The organism is Roseovarius sp. M141, from assembly GCF_024355225.1.
In the GTDB taxonomy this organism is placed as follows: domain Bacteria; phylum Pseudomonadota; class Alphaproteobacteria; order Rhodobacterales; family Rhodobacteraceae; genus Roseovarius.
Genome location: NZ_VCNH01000008.1, coordinates 68,523 through 89,296, shown reverse-complemented (window position 1 = coordinate 89,296; position 20,774 = coordinate 68,523). Strand labels below are relative to the sequence as shown.

At 59.2% G+C, this 20,774-nt stretch carries 9 protein-coding genes, 2 tRNA genes and 2 rRNA genes; 11 read left to right on the top strand and 2 right to left on the bottom strand.

Annotated features, from left to right (window positions below):
• Positions 1-97: 97 nt before the first annotated feature.
• From clpB to FGD77_RS04480, 3 genes are all read left to right on the top strand, one after another.
• On the top strand, positions 98-2,716 hold the full coding sequence (clpB, locus tag FGD77_RS04490) for an ATP-dependent chaperone ClpB (protein WP_255006693.1): 2,619 nt from the start codon (positions 98-100) through the stop codon (positions 2,714-2,716).
• 261 nt (positions 2,717-2,977) lie between these two features.
• Positions 2,978-4,273, top strand: a complete 1,296-nt coding sequence (locus FGD77_RS04485; RefSeq protein WP_255006691.1) for an FAD-binding oxidoreductase — start codon at positions 2,978-2,980, stop codon at positions 4,271-4,273.
• 240 nt (positions 4,274-4,513) lie between these two features.
• On the top strand, positions 4,514-6,055 hold the full coding sequence (locus FGD77_RS04480) for an MATE family efflux transporter (protein WP_255006689.1): 1,542 nt from the start codon (positions 4,514-4,516) through the stop codon (positions 6,053-6,055).
• Here FGD77_RS04480 and FGD77_RS04475 read toward each other — a convergent pair.
• Entirely contained in the window at positions 6,048-7,697 is a 1,650-nt protein-coding gene (locus tag FGD77_RS04475) for an FMN-binding glutamate synthase family protein (RefSeq protein ID WP_255006687.1), read from the bottom strand. The genes FGD77_RS04480 and FGD77_RS04475 overlap by 8 nt on opposite strands.
• A 272-nt stretch (positions 7,698-7,969) precedes the next feature.
• Between FGD77_RS04475 and FGD77_RS04470 the strand changes: the two genes are divergently transcribed.
• Together FGD77_RS04470 and FGD77_RS04465 are read left to right on the top strand one after the other, a co-directional pair.
• On the top strand, positions 7,970-10,027 hold the full coding sequence (locus FGD77_RS04470) for a glycosyltransferase family 2 protein (protein ID WP_255006684.1): 2,058 nt from the start codon (positions 7,970-7,972) through the stop codon (positions 10,025-10,027).
• Between the two features lie 4 nt (positions 10,028-10,031).
• Entirely contained in the window at positions 10,032-10,973 is a 942-nt protein-coding gene (locus FGD77_RS04465) for a hypothetical protein (protein ID WP_255006682.1), read from the top strand.
• Here the strand turns inward: FGD77_RS04465 and FGD77_RS04460 are convergent.
• Positions 10,960-12,069, bottom strand: a complete 1,110-nt coding sequence (locus FGD77_RS04460) for a hypothetical protein (RefSeq protein ID WP_255006679.1) — start codon at positions 12,067-12,069, stop codon at positions 10,960-10,962. The two genes, FGD77_RS04465 and FGD77_RS04460, sit on opposite strands and share 14 nt — an antisense overlap.
• Before the next feature lie 217 nt (positions 12,070-12,286).
• On the opposite strand from FGD77_RS04460, the gene FGD77_RS04455 reads away from it, so the two are divergent.
• The 6 genes from FGD77_RS04455 to FGD77_RS04430 all read left to right on the top strand — a co-directional run bounded on the left by FGD77_RS04455 (position 12,287) and on the right by FGD77_RS04430 (position 20,696).
• The gene (locus tag FGD77_RS04455; RefSeq protein ID WP_255006677.1) at positions 12,287-13,144 is read left to right on the top strand and encodes a hypothetical protein; all 858 of its coding nucleotides are present in this window, start codon (positions 12,287-12,289) and stop codon (positions 13,142-13,144) included.
• Between the two features lie 12 nt (positions 13,145-13,156).
• A complete protein-coding gene (locus FGD77_RS04450; protein WP_255006675.1) occupies positions 13,157-13,858 on the top strand; it encodes a class I SAM-dependent methyltransferase in 702 nt (233 codons plus the stop codon).
• Between the two features lie 930 nt (positions 13,859-14,788).
• Positions 14,789-16,255 (top strand): 16S ribosomal RNA (locus FGD77_RS04445).
• Positions 16,256-16,418: 163 nt separating this feature from the next.
• Positions 16,419-16,495 (top strand) — tRNA-Ile (locus tag FGD77_RS04440).
• A 151-nt stretch (positions 16,496-16,646) separates the two neighbouring features.
• Positions 16,647-16,722: transfer RNA gene (locus FGD77_RS04435), tRNA-Ala, on the top strand.
• A 524-nt stretch (positions 16,723-17,246) separates the two neighbouring features.
• Positions 17,247-20,696, top strand: a 23S ribosomal RNA gene (locus FGD77_RS04430).
• The 16S and 23S rRNA genes sit together here with 2 tRNA genes alongside, the layout of an rRNA operon.
• The last annotated feature ends 78 nt before the right edge of the window (positions 20,697-20,774 follow it).

Here is a 20,774-nt window from a genome sequence, read left to right as displayed (position 1 = left end):
CGCCGGGCCGTCGCCCAGATATGGATAGAGGTTCCCGACCGCGCATGCCTGTTTTTGGGTGCGCAACCGGGATTACGCTTGTAAAAGGAGAAGAGTGATGGACTTGAACAAGTTCACGGAACGGTCGCGCGGATTCATCCAGGCGGCCCAGACGATTGCGATGCGCGAAAGCCACCAGCGGCTGACGCCCGAACACCTGCTCAAGGCATTGATGGATGACGGCGAGGGGCTGGCCGCGAATCTTATTCGCCGGTCGGGCGGCGATCCTGCGCGCGTCGTGCAGGCCAATGATGCCGCGGTTGCCAAGATTCCGCAGGTTCAGGGCGATGCCGGTCAGACCTATATGGACCAGCAAACCGGCAAGGTTCTGGCCGAAGCCGAGAAGCTGGCGACCAAGGCCAAGGACAGTTTTGTGCCGGTCGAGCGGCTGTTGCAGGCGCTGGCACTGGTAAAATCCCCCGCCAAGGAGGCGCTGGAGGCGGGTCATGTGTCTGCCCAGACGCTGAACGAGGCGATCAACGACATCCGCAAGGGCCGCACTGCTGATTCAGCGAGCGCCGAGGATACCTATGAGGCGCTTGAGAAATACGCGACCGATCTGACCGCCGCCGCCGCCGAGGGCAACATTGACCCGATCATCGGCCGCGATGACGAGATCCGCCGCGCGATGCAGGTGCTGTCGCGCCGGACCAAGAACAACCCGGTTCTGATCGGTGAACCCGGCGTCGGTAAAACCGCGATTGCCGAGGGCCTGGCCTTGCGCATCGTCAATGGCGACGTGCCCGAAAGTCTTGCGAACAAGCGTTTGCTAAGCCTCGATATGGGCGCGTTGATTGCGGGTGCGAAGTATCGCGGGGAGTTCGAGGAGCGGCTGAAGGCCGTGCTGAACGAGGTGACTTCGGCCTCGGGCGAAATCATTCTGTTCATCGACGAGATGCATACGCTGATCGGCGCGGGCAAGGGCGACGGCGCGATGGATGCCGCGAACCTGATCAAACCTGCACTGGCGCGGGGCGAGTTGCACTGCATTGGCGCCACCACGCTGGACGAATATCGTAAGCATGTGGAAAAGGACGCGGCGCTGGCCCGCCGGTTCCAGCCGATTGTGATTGCCGAGCCGACGGTCGAGGATACGATCAGCATCCTGCGCGGGATCAAGGAAAAGTACGAACTGCACCATGGTGTGCGGATTTCCGATAGCGCGTTGGTGACGGCTGCGACGCTGAGCAATCGCTATATCACCGACCGCTTCCTGCCTGACAAGGCGATCGATCTGATGGACGAGGCCGCCAGCCGCCTGCGCATGGAAGTCGACAGCAAGCCCGAGGAGTTGGACGCGCTGGACCGCGAGATCCTGCAAAAGCAGATCGAGGCAGAGGCGCTGAAGAAAGAGGATGATAGGGCGTCCAAGGACCGTCTGGAGAAGCTGGAGAAGGAGCTGGCCGACCTACAGGAACGATCGGCCGAGATGACCGCGAAATGGCAGGCCGAGCGTGACAAGCTGGCTGGCGCGCGCGACATCAAGGAAAAGCTGGACCGCGCCCGGATCGATCTGGACCATGCCAAGCGCGTGGGCGATCTGGCCAAGGCCGGCGAGCTGTCTTACGGCGTCATTCCTGGCTTGGAGAAACAGCTGGCCGAGGCCGAGCAATCGGAATCCGACGGCGTCATGGTCGAAGAGGCCGTGCGCCCCGAGCAGATCGCCCAGGTGGTCGAGCGATGGACAGGCATCCCCGTTGCCAAGATGCTGGAGGGCGAGCGCGAGAAACTGCTGGGCATGGAGGCCGGGCTGCACAAGCGTGTGATCGGTCAGGATACCGCCGTGCGTGCCGTTGCAAACGCCGTGCGCCGGGCGCGTGCTGGCCTGAATGATGAAAACCGCCCGCTGGGCAGTTTCCTCTTTCTCGGGCCGACAGGCGTGGGCAAGACCGAGCTGACCAAGGCGGTGGCCGAATTCCTGTTTGACGATGACAACGCGATGGTACGTATCGACATGTCGGAGTTCATGGAGAAGCACGCGGTGTCGCGTCTGATCGGCGCGCCTCCGGGCTATGTCGGCTATGACGAGGGCGGCGTTCTGACCGAGGCCGTGCGCCGGCGCCCCTATCAGGTGGTGCTGTTTGACGAGGTCGAAAAGGCGCATCCCGATGTGTTCAACGTGCTGCTGCAAGTGCTGGATGACGGCGTTCTGACCGACGGTCAGGGGCACCGCGTGGACTTCAAGCAGACGCTGATCATCCTGACGTCCAACCTTGGGTCGCAGGTGCTCAGCCAGATGCCCGAAGGTGCGGACGCCGCCGATGCCAAACGCGGCGTGATGGAGGCCGTGCGCGCCCATTTCCGGCCCGAGTTCCTGAACCGTCTGGACGAGACGGTGATCTTTGATCGGCTCAGCCGCGACAACATGACCGGCATCGTCGATGTTCAGCTGGAGCGTTTGAAAAAACGTCTGGCAGGCCGCAAGATCACGCTGGAGCTGGACGAGGACGCCAAGAAGTGGCTGGCGGACGAGGGGTATGACCCGGTGTTCGGGGCCCGCCCGCTGAAGCGGGTGCTGCAACGGACCATTCAGGATCCGTTGGCTGAAATGCTGCTGGCGGGGGATGTGTCGGACGACAGCACAGTGTCGGTCACGGTCGGGCCTGATGGCCTGATCATCGGTGACCGTGTCGGCAGCACCAAACGGCAGCCGCCCGAGGATGCGGTCGTCCACTAAAGCGTTTCGCCTTAAACTTGAGCCACTCATTTAAGGTGAAACGCGTGTGACGCTGATATGTCGCGGGCGTTTCGAGAAAAGCAGTGAGTCAGGTTTTTCGCGAAACGCTTTAAACGACGATCCCTGAAAACAATCAGCCGCGCATGACCGCATGCGCGGCTTTTTCGTGTCCGGCCCGGTGGGCGGTGCCCCCGGTGCAAATTCCGGTGGCGGACGCCGTAGATACCTGCACATTGAAACAAGGCAACGTGGAGAGCGCAAATGTCATTCCCGGGAGAGAGCATTTACTGGCACGAGGGTCAGGCGCCTGCGCGCGGCGTAGAAACCGGCCCGCCCGCCAAGGTTGACGTTGCGATCATCGGCGCGGGATATACCGGGCTGTCTGCGGCCCTGCATCTGGCGCGGGCGGGCCGCCACGTGGCTGTTTTCGACGCCGAGGCGGTGGGGTTTGGGGCCTCGTCGCGCAATGGTGGCATGGTCGGGCCGGGCCTGCACAAGCTGGGCATCGCGGGTCTGATCAAGGCTTATGGCGAAGAGCGCGCCGTCGCGCTTTTGCGCGAAGGCCTGAATGCGGTGGATCACCTGGAAGCGTTCATCGCTGCCGAAAACATCGATTGCGATCTGGTCCTGACCGGCCGGTTTCGCGGCGCGCGCACAGCCTTGCAATGTGACGCCTTGCTGCGCGAGTGTGACTGGCTGCGCGACAGGATCGCCCTGCCGACATATCCCGTCACCCGCGCCGAGCAGCGCAGCGAAATCGGCAGTGATTTCTATCGCGGCGGCGTTGTTTATGAACGGGACGGCGGGGTGCATCCACGCAAGATGGTGTTGGCGCTGGCCGAGCGGGCGACAGGTGCGGGCGTGCAGATCATCGCGCCCTGCGCCGTTACCGGCCTGCGCACCGAGGCCTCCGGCACGATTCTGCACACCACGGGCGGCAGGGTAGACGCGCGCGAGGTCGTGCTGGCGACCAACGGATATTCGGATCGGCGCAGCCCGGCGATGAACCGCCGTATCGTCCCGCTTGAGACGGGGGCCTGCGCCGTCGGGCCGTTGACGCCCGAGCAGATGGCGGACCTTTCGCCCAAGGGGAGGATGCACGGCGAATCTGGCCGCGTCTTCATGTGGTACCGGCCCACGCCGGATGGACGGTCGTTTATCTTCGGGGGCCGGTTTGGCGCGGGTAACATGGGGCCAGAGGCGCGCCAGCGGGCATATCGCAAGGCGATTTGTCGGGTCTTTCCGCAACTGGAAAATGCACCGATCTCGCATTTCTGGTCGGGACTGATTGCCATGACAGCCGATCATTCGCCACATTTGGGCCATCACGACGGAGTCTGGATGGCGGGTGGGTATAACGGGTCTGGAGTGACGCGCAGCCTCTATTTCGGGACCAAGCTGGCCCGCCGGATGCTGGGCGAGGCGGACGCCCAAACGGCCTTTGACAGCCTGCCATTCAATCCGGTGCCATTACGGCCCTTCGCGCCCTGGGGCGCAAACATGCTGGTGCGCTGGTATCAGATGCAGGACGACCGCGAGCTGAAGGCGCGTGACTAAAGCGTTTCGCGAAAAACCTGACGCGCAGCTTTTCGCGAAACGCAGCGCAGCATATGAGCATTGCATGCGTTTCACCTTAACTGAGTGCCTCAGGTTCAAGGCGAAACGCTTTAGGCGTGGCGGTGGCCTTTGGGGCAGTGCTGGGGTAGGGGCGACTTGCCGGGAGGGGCGGGGCTGCTACGTCCGAGAGTTGGCCCTGCGCCGTTGTCCTGAATTTCACAGCCTGCGAGGCCCATCCCAATGAGCGACAAAGATATGGCGCCGCCCGGCATGGCCAAGGGCAGCAGGCTGGACCTGACGGCTGGCACAATCCCGACCACGATGATTCTGTTCGCGCTGCCGACGCTGGCTTCGTCCGTGCTGCAATCGCTGAACGGGTCGATCAATGCGGTTTGGGTGGGGCGGTTTCTGGGCGAGGATGCGCTGGCCGCCACGACCAATGGCAATCTGGTGATGTTCCTGCTGGTGTCCTTCGTCTTTGGCTTTGGCATGGCGGCGACGATCCTGATCGGGCAGGCCATGGGCCGCCGCACCCCGCAGGAGGCGCGGCGCGCCGTCGGTACGGCGCTGGGTGCGATCATTCCGCTGAGCGCGGTGATCGCGGCGCTGGGCTATGCCTTTGCGCCACATTTGCTGGAGGTTCTGGGCACGCCCGGCAGCGCGGCGCCGCTGGCGCTGACCTATTTGCGGGTCATCTTTATCGCGATGCCCGCGTCGCTGACCTTTACCTTGCTGATGATGGCGCTGCGGGGCACGGGCGATTCCATGACGCCGCTCTGGTTCATGTGCGTGTCGGTCGGTCTTGATATCGTGCTGAATCCGCTGCTGATCCTTGGGATCGGCCCATTTCCCGAATTGGGCATCATGGGGTCGGCGCTGTCGACGGTCATCGGCAATACCGCCGCGTTGATCGGGCTGGTCGCGGCGATTTATCTGCGTGGCTCGCCATTGGCCTTGCGTGGGCATGATCTGCGATTTCTGATCCCGGACCGGGTGGTGCTGAGGCTGATGCTGGCCAAGGGGCTGCCCATCGGATTTCAGATGATCGTGATTTCGTCCGCGGCCATCACCATGCTGTCGCTGATCAACCGCGAAGGGGTGGTAACCGCCGCCGCCTACGGCGTGACGCAGCAGTTATGGACCTACGTGCAGATGCCGGCCATGGCGCTGAGCGCGGCGGTCAGTGCGATGGCGGCACAGAATATCGGCGCGGGCCAGTGGTCGCGGGTGAGAGGTGTCACCAAATGGGGGCTAATTTTCAACCTGTGCCTGACCGGCACGCTGGTTGCGGTGCTGACAGCTTTTGACCGGGCGGCGCTGGGCCTGTTTGTGGGCGCGGATAGCGAGGCGGTGCCGATCGGGCGGCGTATTCAACTGCTGGCGAGCTGGGGGTATCTGTTCTTTGGTGTGGCGCAGGTGCTGTTCGGCACCATGCGCGCGAACGGCTATGTGATTGCGCCGCTGCTGGTGATGATCGTCGCGATGTATCCGGTGCGTCTGGGCTTTGCCTTTGGTCTGTATCCGGTCATGGGTGCGGATGCGCTGTGGCTGAGCTTTCCGGCGGGGATGGTTGCCACGGCCCTGATGGCGGGCGGGCTGTATCTGCACGGCGGATGGCGGCAGGGCACGATGGTGCCCGCCCCCGAGGCGGCACAGGGTAGCAGCACATACCGCGAAGCGACCGGCGGTTGCACACCCAGCGCCGAGATGGCGGGCGATGGCGAATGGGCTTCGCCGCAGGGCAGGAGCGCGGCAGGGGGCCGCGAGGCGCGCGTCAGCTAAGCGCCACGTGCTGGTTCGTTTTCGCGCGGCGCCGGACCAGATCGATCGCCGGTTGAAAGCTATCTGCCTGCGCGGCGGCCCACCATTCGGCATAAAGCGTGTCCTCGGGCGACTCGTTCAGGATGTTTTTCGGCAGAAACGAATGGATCAGATCCATCGGCAGCGCGGCCTGCGGCCCGACGCGGTGCATCAGGTGATGCGGCTCCAGCTCTCTGGGGTGCTTCAGCCCGGCAGCGGCGACCATGTCGACCAGCGCCTCGATGGTTTTGCCCTGGTAGCGGGCCGAGCGGGCGCCCTGAGCCTCGGGGATCAGGCCCCGCTGGCGTGCGGCGTTCTGCGTGGCGACGCCGGTGGGGCAGGTGTCCAGATGGCAGCGCAGCGACTGGATGCAACCAACCGACATCATGAAGGACCGCGCGGCGTTGCACCAATCGGCCCCCAGCGCGATATTGAACGCAAGGCCCATGCCGGAATAAATCTTGCCGCCGGCGACCAGCTTGATGTCGTCTTTCAGCCCGCAGCCGACCAACGCATTGCGCATCAGGATCAGCCCCTCGGTGAGGGGTGTGCCGACCCAGTCCGACAGTTCCTGCGGGGCCGCCCCCGTGCCGCCCTCGCCACCATCGATGACGATGAACTCCGGCTTGATGCCGGTTTGCATGACCGCCTTCATGATCGCGAATACCTCGTAGGGCTGGCCGATGCACAGCTTGAGGCCCACAGGTTTGCCGCCGGACAAATCACGCATCCGTGCGGCAAATTCCAGCATTTCGATGGGGTTTGAAAATTCCTTGTGCCCGCGCGGCGACAGGCAATCCTTGCCCTGCGGGACCCCGCGCACGCGGGCGATTTCGGCGGTGACCTTGCTGGCGGGCAGCATGCCGCCATGGCCGGGCTTGGCGCCTTGGCTCAGCTTGATTTCCGTCATCTTGATCTGATCGCGCTGGGCGGTATCGCGGAACCTGCCTGGATCGAAATTGCCATCCTTGGTGCGCGCGCCGAAATAGCCCGAGCCAAGCTCCCACACCAGATCGCCGCCGTGTTTGGCGTGGTGATCGCTTACGCCGCCCTCGCCGGTGTCGTGGTAGTAATTGCCCTGTCTTGCCCCGATATTCAGCGCTTGAATGGCATTGGCGGACAGCGCGCCAAAGCTCATCGCGGATACATTCATCATCGACGCCGAATAGGGCTGTGTGGTCTGATCGTTGCCGACATGCACACGCGGCGCCGGATCGGCATGATCCTCTGGCGCGATGGAGTGCACCAACCAGCGGTGATTGTCGGCGCCGGTGTCACGTTCGGTCCCGAAGGGCTGGGTGTCGGTATCGCCGCGCGCGCGGGTGTGAATCAGGTTGCGCGCGTCGAATGAATAGGGCGTGCCCGACAGATCATCCTCGACGATATACGAGCGCAGGTAAGGCCGCAGCTTGTAAAACACCCAGCGGATACGGCCGGCCACCGGATAGTTGCGGGTGATCGTCCATGTCTTTTGTTGGCGGTCATAGACGCCCAAGGCCACGACGGGCAGCGTGGCGACCAGCATCAGCAGCCATGCGGGATGCACAAAGGCCAGAGCGATGGCGAGTATCGACAGGACAAATGCCGTGACGGGAATGATGGCGCGTTTTATCGTGTCGAGCATGCTGGCCCTTTCTGTGGAATCTGTCGGCGGGCCAAAGGCCCGGATTTGCAAGGGTAGGCCACAGGGCCAGAGTTGCAATGGCCGGCTTGCGTAGGGCGTTGCAACGGTCGGGGCTTACGGAGTGCTATTTGCGAGACAATAGCCACATGTTCATTGTTATGTTGCCATATTTCACAGCGATCCTGTAAGGTGACGCAAATTCGACGGGTCGGCAGGGCAGGCCGGGTGTCCCATGTCGGACCAAGGGCAAAGCGCAGCGCAAAGTTGGTAAGATGGCACAGCAGGCAACAGACGAAAGCCCGGAAACCCCGCGGTGGCTGGACGATCTTCGCCCCGGCGCGGAGGGCGAGGGTTTTTTCGAGAAGAACCTGCGCCATTCCCTGATGTTCATCAAACGGCCCAGTGACCGCCTGCTGGTGACGTTCGATAACCTGTCCAACGTCAACGATGACAGCATCACGCGCGAACCGTGGGCGTATAAATTTGCCAGCGATGGCGGCTATTCGCATTTGGGCGTCATGGCGCATGTCAGCGACTGGTATCGCGACGGCGACCTGATCCGCCGGTTTCAGGGGTTGGTCGCGCAAGGGTTTTTCGAGGGGTATGAGCGGGTCGTCTTTGCCGGCGTGTCGATGGGGGGCTATGCGTCGCTGGCGTTCTCATCGCTGGTGCCGGGTGCGCATGTGGTCGCGATCAATCCGCAGACCACGCTGGACCCCGCTCTGGTCCCTTGGGAAACGCGGTATGAAAATGGGCAGCGGCAGGACTGGACATTGCCGTTGGCCGATGGCGCGGCGCTGACGGCGGGTGCGGGCCGGGTGAACGTGTTTTATGATCCCTATTTCGAGCTGGACCAGCAGCATGTCGACCGGTTTCACGGCGACAATGTGCACATTTTCAAATGCTGGTTCTCGAACCACAAGACAGCCGTGCTTCTGCGCAAGATCGGCGCGCTCAAGGCCGTGATGACGCATTGCATCATGGACGAACTGACCGCGCCGGAATTTTACAGCCTCTATCGCGAGCGGCGCTACCTGCCGTGGTATCGCGGCGCGGTGTCGAACTATTTCCGAGAAAAGGGCCGCGAGGCGCTGGCCGACAGTTTCGACAAGGCGTTCCGGCGCCGCCTGCGCAAGCGCAAGCGCCGGTTGGAGGAAGAGGCGGCTGCGGCGCCCGAAACTCCGCCCGCACCGACGGGCAAGGCAGCCAAGCCAAAGCCCGATGCGCTGGCCGATATCGCCCGGCAACCCAAGATCAAAGGCACCAAGGAGCCCGTGGACGGGCCTGCGGCCCGTATAGTCGCCCCGGCCAATGCCGGGCGAAAGGCGACTGAGACATCTGAAAAGCAAAGCCGCGTCATCGTGACCACGATGAAGAACGAGGGCCCCTTCATCCTGGAGTGGGTGGCCTACAATCGGCTGATCGGGTTCACCGACTTCCTGATCTACACCAATGACTGCGATGACGGCACCGATCTGATTGCCAAGCGTCTGGACAAGATGGGGCTGGCGCAGCACCGCGAGAACCCGTTCAAGCCCGGCGGCAGTCCGCAGCGCAGCGCGCTGAAGGATGCCAAGGGACTGGATATCGTTCAGAACGCCGATTGGCTGGTCTGCGCGGATTGCGACGAATTTCTGAACATCCGCGTGGGCGACGGGCGGCTGGACGATTTATTTGCCGCCGTGGGCGAGGCCGACGCGATTTCGGTCTGCTGGAAGCTGTTCGGCAATAGCGGGCGGGTGGATTATTCCCCGGATTTCGTGATTGAGCAGTTCGATCGCAGTTGCGGTGAACTGGAGTTTCCCAACTACCGCGCGCTGGGCATGAAGACGCTGGTGCGCAACAATGACCGCTTTGAAAAGCTGCGCATCCACCGCCCGGCCTTTCATCTGGATCGCGGCGATGTCGCCTGGGTCGATGGCGGCGGCAAGCCGATGCCGGATGACTACCTTGGTCAGGGGTGGAAGGCGTATGATGGCTTTGCCCATGACTACGCGCGGCTGCATCACTATGCCGTCCGTTCGGTCGACAGTTTTCTGGTAAAACGGGACCGGGGCCGCACCAACCATGTGGGGGACGATCAGGGCATCACCTATTGGTCGAACATGAATTACAATTCCGAGGTGGATACCAGCATCCACGCCCGCCTGCCGGGCCTGCGCCGCGAGATGGACAGGCTACTGCAAGATCCCGAACTGGCGCGCCTGCACCAGGGCGCCGTCGACTGGCATCGCGGCAAGATCGAGGACCTGCGTCAACGTGAGGGGTGGGATGCCTTCCGCGATCAGATCCGGGTGATCAACGCCGCGCCCGAGCTGCAAGAGGGCTAGGCAGATGGCCGGGGACGCGCCTCATGTGGTGGTGCATGGCGGCGTCCACAAGACGGCGACCAGCCATATCCAATCGATCCTGCAACGCAACGCCGGGCGCCTGCGCAAAAGCGGCGTGCATTACGTGCATCACCGCGACACGCGCAAGAAATACACCTTTCCCACGCAGTTGAACGGCTATGAAAAGCTGGGGCTGAACTACAAGACCAAGATGCCCGATGATCAGTTGGCGAAACAGGCGCGCAAGTTCTTTGAGGGCATCGGCGCCGGGCCGGACGAGCGGATCGTGATTTCGGACGAGAACATGCCGGGCCATAGCGGCCATTGCGTGCGGTCCGGCCTGCTTTATAACCGGCGCGAGGTCTTGCTGCCGATTTTTGCGCAGCACATTCCCTATCCAGTGACGGAGGTGCATCTGGCGCTGCGCAACTACGCGGATTTCTTTGCCTCGACGTTTATTGAATTCCTGCGCTCGGCCAAGGGCGAGAATGTGATCCCCGAGGCGCAGATGAAGCGCGCGGTGCTGTCGAACCTGCCCAGCTGGACCGGATTCATCGAACAGGTGCTGATCTGTTTTCCGGGTGCGCAGCTGACCCTCTGGCGTCATGAGGATTTTCACGCGCTGTCTGATACCGTGATCGGCAACCTGTGCGGCCCCGGTATCGATGTGGCGTCGCTGGCCGCGCCGGGGCGCAAGCGCGGGCGCCCGTCCGCCAGCCACCGCGCCGTGCAGGAACTGCTGATCGAGATCGAGCGCAGCGGCGGCGAGGCGGCGCTGGCGCGGCGGGTGGAAATTCAGGACGCCTATCCGCGCGGCCCGGATTATCCCGGGTATGATCCGTGGAGCGCGGAAGAGCGTACGCATCTGACCCGGCTTTATGATCGGGACATGGCAGAAATCGCCAAGCGGGACCGGGTGACCTTGCTGCGTCCTAGACCGGGTTGAGAGCGGCGGCGAGGACATCCATCGCCAGCGGATCAGGCTCCAGCGCGAGGTCCGTGTATTCCGAGCGGTCGTAGTGCCAGCTTTCCGAGACCATGCGGCAATGAAAAAACCCAAAGCCCTCCTGCGGCTGGTCGGGCAGTCCCTTGATCCCGTGGGTGCGCCAGCTTTTGCCGCAATGGGGGCCATCTGGAACAAGGCACCATTTGGGATACATCGGCTCTTCCATGTCGGCGCGGCGCAGAATGTGGGATTCGTGCAGCAGCGGCGCGCCGGGCTGGGGGTAACGCCAGCTTCCGGGCAGGGTCAGGAACCCGGCATCGCTATTTTGAGCAGCCTCAAACACGGTTTGGCCTGCCGGGCCATGGGCCATCTCGTCGATATCCATGTTCAGCACACCGGCGGCCTGCTGAAGAAAGCGCAACCGCGTGATTTCAAGCAGCGCAAATTGCAGATAGCGGGCACTGGTCAGTTCGCGCGACATCCCGGCGGGGCCGTATTGAAACGGCGCGGGCACGACATCGAACGTCTTGAGGCCGCCAATACCAGACAGCACATCGCATAGCGCATCAGCGCCGTAGTGATCGGATGCGTTGTCATACAGAACGATCCCCTCCACGCCCTGCGTGTCGACATGGTAACGGGCCCAGTCGCGCACCCAATCCAGCGTATTATTGCGGCTAAGGGTGAACATCGTGTTAAGCCCCGCGTAGCGCGGCAGGGCCGAGGGGCTGATCGCGATGTTAACCGACAGCTGGGGGTGGCGGATCGTCAGCGTGTGGGCATGGGGGGTATCTGCGCTGATCTCGATCAGGCAGGCACGTTTCGACTGGCTGATTTCGCGCATCGTCGCGGGCATTCCGTCGATCTGTAGCTGCGCGTTCTTGATGAACGTGCGCAAGGTCCGCTTGAGCGGCGGGCCGACGGCATAGACGACACCGGGGTCGGCGGATTGGAACACATCATGGAACAGGGTGTTGTCGTCGAACGCGTTCTTGGCGGCGGCGTCCCAGCCCTCGATGCCGAAGGGGGCGTCGCGCACTGCAAAACGTGACGGCATCACGCAAAAGGATAGCGGTGTTATCTGTGTGCTGCTCATGTCGGTCCTGTTTGGTGATGATTTCACAGAGTCTTAACTGTGGACGTGCCACAGATCACCCGTGATTTGGACTAAAACGGGGATGGCGTTTGATTGCAATGGCGCCGCTGCTGAGCGCGATTGCGTGAAAACGGGGCCTGAGGTAACGTCCCCCGCAGCAAAGCCCCGACAGCAGGCATGCAAGAGGCAACTAAAGTAATCGAGGGCGGGTTTACCCATGAGCAAACTACATCACATCGCGATGCTGTGGGTCGAAGGCCCGCTCAGCTATGTCGAGCAATTGTGCGTGCAGTCCTTTCTGGACGCGGGGCACGAGGTCACGCTGTATCATTATGGCCCGGTGGCGAATGTGCCCCAGGGTGTCACCGTCCTGCATGGCGATGCAATCCTCAAACGGGATGATTTCATCCAGCATGGCCGCACCGGCAGTCTGGCGCTGTTTTCGGACGTGTTCCGGTATCATCTGCTGACGCAATCCGAGCGGACGATCTGGGCCGATACCGATGCCTACTGCATGAAGCCGTTCGAGACCGAAACCGGGCATTACTATGGCTGGGAAAGCGAAAGCCACATCAACGGCGGCGTTCTGGGCCTTCCTCAGGGCAGCCCGGCGCTGGCCGGTCTGCTGGAGATGAGCCATGACGAGTACGGTATTCCCGAATGGTATAGTGACGGCGCCAAAGCCAAGCTGCAGGCGCAGGCCGATGCAGGCAACCCCGTGCATTGCAGCGAATTGCCATGGGGTGTCTGGGGCCCGCAGGCGGTGACGCATTACGTTCACAAGACCGGCGAGGACAAATACGCGTTCCCGCGCGACGTGCTGTACCCGATCCCCTTCGACAAACGCCGCCGCATGGTCAAGGCCGGGCGCCTTGCCTCGGCCGAAAGCTATCTGACGGACAGGACGACGTCGATCCATCTATACGGGCGGCGCATCCGCGAATTTCTGGCGTCGCGCCCGGACGGATTGCCGGACAAGGGCGGCCTGATCGACGGGTTGCTGAAGAAGCACGGGATTGATCCATCAGGGGCACCTATCATTGGCCAGATGCCAACCGCTGACGCGGCAGAGTAAGGAGGCGGGATATTGGACGCAAGCAACCCCAAGAAGACGGCGGCGATCAACCTGACGGATCTGGCCGATCAATACGGCTCGGACAAGGGATCGACCAAGCATCGGTATACCGAACTTTATCACATGCTGTTCAACCCCTACCGACAGCGCAAGATCAATTTTCTGGAAATGGGCCTGCTGATCGGCGGGCCCGAGCATGGCAAAGACGCGGATCGCAACACGACGGATCTGCCATCGATCCGCATGTGGCTGGACTATTTCCCCAAGGCGCGGATTCATGGCCTCGATGTATCGGACTTCTCCTGGTTCGATCATGACCGGTTCACATTTCATCGTTGCGACATGGACGACCGCAGCGCGATCGCACATGCGGCAGCGGACATGCCGACGCTGGACATCGTGATCGATGATGCCAGCCACGCAAGCCATCATCAGCAGAATGCGTTTCTGGAGATATTTCCAAAACTGGCGTCCGGCGGTCTGTATGTGATCGAGGATCTGCGCTGGCAGCCGGACACCTACGAACTGGGCGGCATCACCAAAACGGCGGCGCTGCTGCGCTCTTACATTGACACGCGCGAATTTCAGCACACCGACCCGGCGGTGGCCAAGGCGTTCAATGCACTGATCCCCGAAATTTCGGCCTGCATCGTCCATCCGGTGAAGTACCAGAAGAAGCGGCGCGATCAGGTGGCGGTGATCCACAAGAGATAAGGCTGAAAAGCACCCCCTATAGAGAGACGGCAAAAAGGGGCGGATTCGCAGAGGTGGGTCCGCCCCTTTTGCGAGCGCACCCCAGGGATTTCCGGTGTCACCACGTAGCTGAGGGGGCACAGGGGCAGGTCGGCAAGTCCATGCGACATTCGCCATGATTCCCTGTGCTGGGCGAGAATCGTGGCGACTCGGCTGGGGAATTCTTTGGGGAATCGCTGAAACGCCCATCTCGCGGACATGGCTTCGGGATTATCCGCGCATTTTCACGCGACTTGTAGCCGGGATTCGCGGGGCGAAAGGGGCGATTCCCGTGATCGGAGGGCAAAGCGATATTGATCTGGCGGGATTTCTACCTCTGCTGATGAAAGGGGTGGTAACAAAGTTGCGCAAAGCGCGGGGCAAGAGGAAACAAAGTATGCGTAACCTAATATTTTTGCTGGAAAATCAGCAAAATGACCTGAAATTCGGTTTTCTATAAAAAGGGGGTTGCGGGTGTAGTGAACTGGGACTAGAACCCCCTTCACCGGCGGTGCTGAGGTGCTGATCGGGACACTGGACGGGATGACGGGGCGGTGCTCTGGAGGCCTTGACGGTGGGGAAATTCGGGGATAGGTGGTGCGGACGGCGCTTGGTAGTTTAAGCGTGGTCTGTTAGATTTGTCTTCTGGGGCTTTTAGTCCCGACGCTCTTTGAAATTGATATTATCTGAAGAGATATGTGGGCGGTTTGGTTCATTCGATGAACTTACAACTGTACATATGTCGCGCTACTAGGGGCAACCCGATGATGTAGTGTCAGCTTCACTGTTTGGCAGGGTTTTCGGTTTCTGATGAAACTGGAAGCACAGACAAACAGTCTGCTTCAACCTTTGCCGGTTGGAGCAAATATGTGCAGAGGTTCGAACGTCAAGGATAAGCTGGTAACAGCTTTTCAACTTGAGAGTTTGATCCTGGCTCAGAACGAACGCTGGCGGCAGGCTTAACACATGCAAGTCGAGCGCACCTTCGGGTGAGCGGCGGACGGGTTAGTAACGCGTGGGAACGTACCCTTTTCTAAGGAATAGTCACTGGAAACGGTGGGTAATACCTTATACGCCCTTCGGGGGGAAAGATTTATCGGAGAAGGATCGGCCCGCGTTAGATTAGATAGTTGGTGGGGTAATGGCCTACCAAGTCTACGATCTATAGCTGGTTTTAGAGGATGATCAGCAACACTGGGACTGAGACACGGCCCAGACTCCTACGGGAGGCAGCAGTGGGGAATCTTAGACAATGGGCGCAAGCCTGATCTAGCCATGCCGCGTGAGTGATGAAGGTCTTAGGATCGTAAAGCTCTTTCGCTGGGGAAGATAATGACTGTACCCAGTAAAGAAGTCCCGGCTAACTCCGTGCCAGCAGCCGCGGTAATACGGAGGGGACTAGCGTTGTTCGGAATTACTGGGCGTAAAGCGTGCGTAGGCGGATCAGCAAGTTGGGGGTGAAATCCCGGGGCTCAACCCCGGAACTGCCTCCAAAACTGTTGGTCTAGAGTTCGAGAGAGGTGAGTGGAATTCCGAGTGTAGAGGTGAAATTCGTAGATATTCGGAGGAACATCAGTGGCGAAGGCGGCTCACTGGCTCGATACTGACGCTGAGGTACGAAAGTGTGGGGAGCAAACAGGATTAGATACCCTGGTAGTCCACACCGTAAACGATGAATGCCAGTCGTCGGGCAGTATACTGTTCGGTGACACACCTAACGGATTAAGCATTCCGCCTGGGGAGTACGGTCGCAAGATTAAAACTCAAAGGAATTGACGGGGGCCCGCACAAGCGGTGGAGCATGTGGTTTAATTCGAAGCAACGCGCAGAACCTTACCAACCCTTGACATAGATATCGTAGTTACCAGAGATGGTTTCGTCAGTTCGGCTGGATATCATACAGGTGCTGCATGGCTGTCGTCAGCTCGTGTCGTGAGATGTTCGGTTAAGTCCGGCAACGAGCGCAACCCACATCCCTAGTTGCCAGCAGGTTAAGCTGGGCACTCTATGGAAACTGCCCGTGATAAGCGGGAGGAAGGTGTGGATGACGTCAAGTCCTCATGGCCCTTACGGGTTGGGCTACACACGTGCTACAATGGTAGTGACAATGGGTTAATCCCCAAAAGCTATCTCAGTTCGGATTGGGGTCTGCAACTCGACCCCATGAAGTCGGAATCGCTAGTAATCGCGTAACAGCATGACGCGGTGAATACGTTCCCGGGCCTTGTACACACCGCCCGTCACACCATGGGAGTTGGGTCCACCCGAAGGCCGTGCGCCAACCTTTCGAGGAGGCAGCGGACCACGGTGAGCTCAGCGACTGGGGTGAAGTCGTAACAAGGTAGCCCTAGGGGAACCTGGGGCTGGATCACCTCCTTTCTAAGGATTTTCCTAGCATCTTGAGCTTGCTCTTGATCGTGGAAAACTTAGCAGATCAGCAAACAAAGCTGATCACATCAGTCAGGTTCACATGTTGGATCTGATTTGGGCCGAGCCGTCCTCATATCTCTTCAGAACAGTTTTCAGGCCTACCGGCCTGTTTGGGTCGGTAGCTCAGGTGGTTAGAGCGCACGCCTGATAAGCGTGAGGTCGGAGGTTCAAGTCCTCCTCGACCCACCAACGTCATTCTTCGCGAATCGAAAATGACGGGTGCGGCAGTCGATTGCGCAGCAATCGACGAGAGCACAAGACAGCATCCATACGCGCCGCGATTTGCTTCGCAATTCGCTTTCCGCGCTCGTGCGTTTCGCCTGCGGCGAAGCCACACTAGGGGGCCTTAGCTCAGCTGGGAGAGCGCCTGATTTGCATTCAGGAGGTCAGCGGTTCGATCCCGCTAGGCTCCACCATAGCTTAATCGCAAGGCGATTAAGCGGAACAAAGCCGAAAGTCGATTGCGCAGCAATCGACGCAGGCGCCCCAGCAATACTTGATTGTACCGTTAAGCACTGTGCGCAGTTCTTAACCGTCCAATCGGACGAATTGACATCGTAAAGAGAGATACAATAACAACACTGTTGGTGTTCGCGCGTTAGCGATCCACCTCGGTTTGGTGCTGGCGGATTTCGATCCAAAAGCGAGCGTATGACGTGGTTGCTTCCTCGACTGCCCATGCGTCTGCCTACTGAAAAGACGGTGTTGTCCAAGTCAAGTACACTAACCCGGATACAGTTCTGCACGGTTCTGTATCCTGTGGGATCCGCGAGGATCGCACATTGTCTGGCCGCATGTCGGCCAGGCGGGAAAAGTATGACTTTTGTTCCAGAAGCAAGGCCCCTTTAGTTACCAGCTGGGGAGCCGTGTCAGACGAAATTGTCCTCAAGTCGCACTCTGTGCGATAGGACGGCGATGAAGTCTGTCTTTTTCTGGATCAAATCAAGCGCGAAAAGGGCGTTTGGTGAATGCCTTGGCAGTAAGAGGCGATGAAGGACGTGATACTCTGCGATAAGTCATGGGGAGCTGAGAATAAGCTTTGATCCATGAATTTCCGAATGGGGCAACCCACCTGATACTGTGTTATTACTGACCGCAAGGTCAGCTAATAATGCGGTAAACTAGGTACTTATAGACTGAATACATAGGTTTATAAGAGCAAACCCGGAGAACTGAAACATCTAAGTACCCGGAGGAAAGGACATCAATATGATACTCCCCTAGTAGCGGCGAGCGAACGGGGACCAGCCGAGCCATGAATGTGAATAGAACGTGTTGGGAAGCACGGCTATAAAGGGTGATAGCCCCGTATATGAAGCATGATTGGACGTATTAAGTAGGGCGGAACACGTGAAATTCTGTCTGAAGATCGGAGGACCACCTTCGAAGGCTAAGTACTCCTTACTGACCGATAGTGAACCAGTACCGTGAGGGAAAGGTGAAAAGCACCCCGACGAGGGGAGTGAAACAGTACCTGAAACCGAACGCCTACAATCAGTCGGAGCTTGACTGGACTCTAATGACAATCTGCATCACTAAGATGCAAATCATAGCGACAAGGAAGTGAAAATGTCGGATTTGGCCGTTGTTACGGATGGAACCTACGCTGTTGTCGCCCTCGTTCTGGGGTTGATCAACATGGGCGTTAATTATTGCCCGAACGAAGGTTGCTTTGCCAAAAGCGAACGCACCCCATATCTTGGGTTATCCGTCGGTAACGTTGTCTTTCAAAAAGATGAAGTAGGTGAAGAGATCTACATCAGAAAGCAAACGGGCATAGCGCGCGGACCATTTCAGCTCACCTACGGTGCTTCAGTCACCGACGAGGGCGGGCTTTGGGTCGGCATCGGCAACACGACCACATACACGACACCGAACAAACGGTGGTACGCTCAATTCCATTCAATGCCGGGGCTGTATGCCAAGGGCGGCGAAGAAGATCTGGGTGGTCCTATCGAATGGCGTTCGGGGATCGAACTCGGATATCAAAACCGAGAGGGAGTTCGCATAGGGCTCGGCGCCGATCATAGATCGAACGCAGGGCTTTACAGCGATAACCCCGGTCTGGAAACAGTCCACTTCCGCGTGTCCATCCCTATGAAATGATTGTTATCAGTGTCCAGTCTTGTGACGGCGTACCTTTTGTATAATGGGTCATCGACTTGGTCTATCTAGCAAGCTTAAGCCGTTAGGTGTAGGCGCAGCGAAAGCGAGTCTTAATAGGGCGCATGAGTTAGATGGATCAGACCCGAAACCGAGTGATCTAGGCATGACCAGGCTGAAGGTAAGGTAACACTTACTGGAGGGCCGAACCCACACCTGTTGAAAAAGGTCGGGATGAGTTGTGCCTAGGGGTGAAAGGCCAATCAAACTCGGAGATAGCTGGTTCTCTGCGAAATCTATTTAGGTAGAGCGTCATCCGAATACCCTCGGGGGTAGAGCACTGGATGGGTAATGGGGCCCCACAGGCTTACTGATCCTAACCAAACTCCGAATACCGAGGAGTACTAGATGGCAGACAGACTGCGAATGCTAACGTCCGTAGTCGAGAGGGAAACAACCCTGACCTACAGCTAAGGCCCCTAATTCATGGCTAAGTGGGAAAGCAGGTGGGACGACCAAAACAACCAGGAGGTTGGCTTAGAAGCAGCCATCCTTTAAAGATAGCGTAACAGCTCACTGGTCTAAACAAGTTGTCCTGCGGCGAAGATGTAACGGGGCTCAAGCCATGAGCCGAAGCTTAGGATGGTCACTTATGTGACCGTGGTAGCAGAGCGTAGTGTGACATAGTTCCGTGTCTCTTTAGCGACTTCGGTCGTTACGGAGACGTGGAGCTTTCGATGAAGCGGGCGCGTGAGCGATCCCGTGGAGAGATCACTAGTGAGAATGATGACATGAGTAGCGACAAACAGTGTGAGAGACACTGTCGCCGAAAGTCCAAGGGTTCCTGCTTAAAGCTAATCTGAGCAGGGTAAGCCGACCCCTAAGGCGAGGCCGAAAGGCGTAGTCGATGGGAACCAGGTTAATATTCCTGGGCCAGATGGAAGTGACGGATCGTGAAGGTTGTTCACCCTTATCGGATTGGGTGGGCCGCTAATCGGTTCCTGGAAATAGCTCCATCGCTAGATCGTACCCTAAACCAACACAGGTGGACTGGTAGAGAATACCAAGGCGCTTGAGAGAACCACATTTAAGGAACTCGGCAAAATACCTCCGTAAGTTCGCGAGAAGGAGGCCCGGTTTTTACGCAAGTAGAGGCCGGGGGCACAAACCAGGGGGTGGCGACTGTTTACTAAAAACACAGGGCTCTGCGAAGTCGCAAGACGACGTATAGGGTCTGACGCCTGCCCGGTGCCTGAAGGTTAAAAAGGAGGGGTGAGAGCTCTGAATTGAAGCCCAGGTAAACGGCGGCCGTAACTATAACGGTCCTAAGGTAGCGAAATTCCTTGTCGGGTAAGTTCCGACCTGCACGAATGGCGTAACGACTTCCCCGCTGTCTCAAATGTGGACTCAGCGAAATTGAATTACCTGTCAAGATGCAGGTTTCCCGCGGTTAGACGGAAAGACCCCGTGCACCTTTACTACAGCTTCGCACTGGCATCAGGATTGTGATGTGCAGGATAGGTGGTAGACTTTGAAGCAGGATCGCCAGATTCTGTGGAGTCATCCTTGAGATACCACTCTTCGCACTCTTGATGTCTAACCGCGGTCCGTTATCCGGATCCGGGACCCTGCGTGGCGGGTAGTTTGACTGGGGCGGTCGCCTCCTAAATCGTAACGGAGGCGCGCGAAGGTTGGCTCAGACCGGTCGGAAATCGGTCGTTGAGTGCAATGGCAGAAGCCAGCCTGACTGCGAGACTGACAAGTCGAGCAGAGACGAAAGTCGGTCATAGTGATCCGGTGGTCCCAAGTGGGAGGGCCATCGCTCAACGGATAAAAGGTACGCCGGGGATAACAGGCTGATACTGCCCAAGAGTCCATATCGACGGCAGTGTTTGGCACCTCGATGTCGGCTCATCTCATCCTGGGGCTGGAGCAGGTCCCAAGGGTACGGCTGTTCGCCGTTTAAAGAGGTACGTGAGCTGGGTTTAGAACGTCGTGAGACAGTTCGGTCCCTATCTGCCGTGGGTGTAGGATACTTGAGAGGAGTTGCCCCTAGTACGAGAGGACCGGGGTGAACGTTCCACTGGTGGACCTGTTGTTGCGCCAGCAGCAGTGCAGGGTAGCTATGAACGGACAGGATAACCGCTGAAGGCATCTAAGCGGGAAGCCCCCCTCAAAACAAGGTATCCCTGAGAGCCGTGGTAGACCACCACGTCGATAGGCCAGAGATGTAAGCGCTGTAAGGCGTTCAGTTGACTGGTACTAATTGCTCGATAGGCTTGATTTGATCCAGTAGAAGTCAGACTTCGCAGGAAACTGTGAACAAACCTCCGAAAACATCAGTCATACACACCAACTACACAGT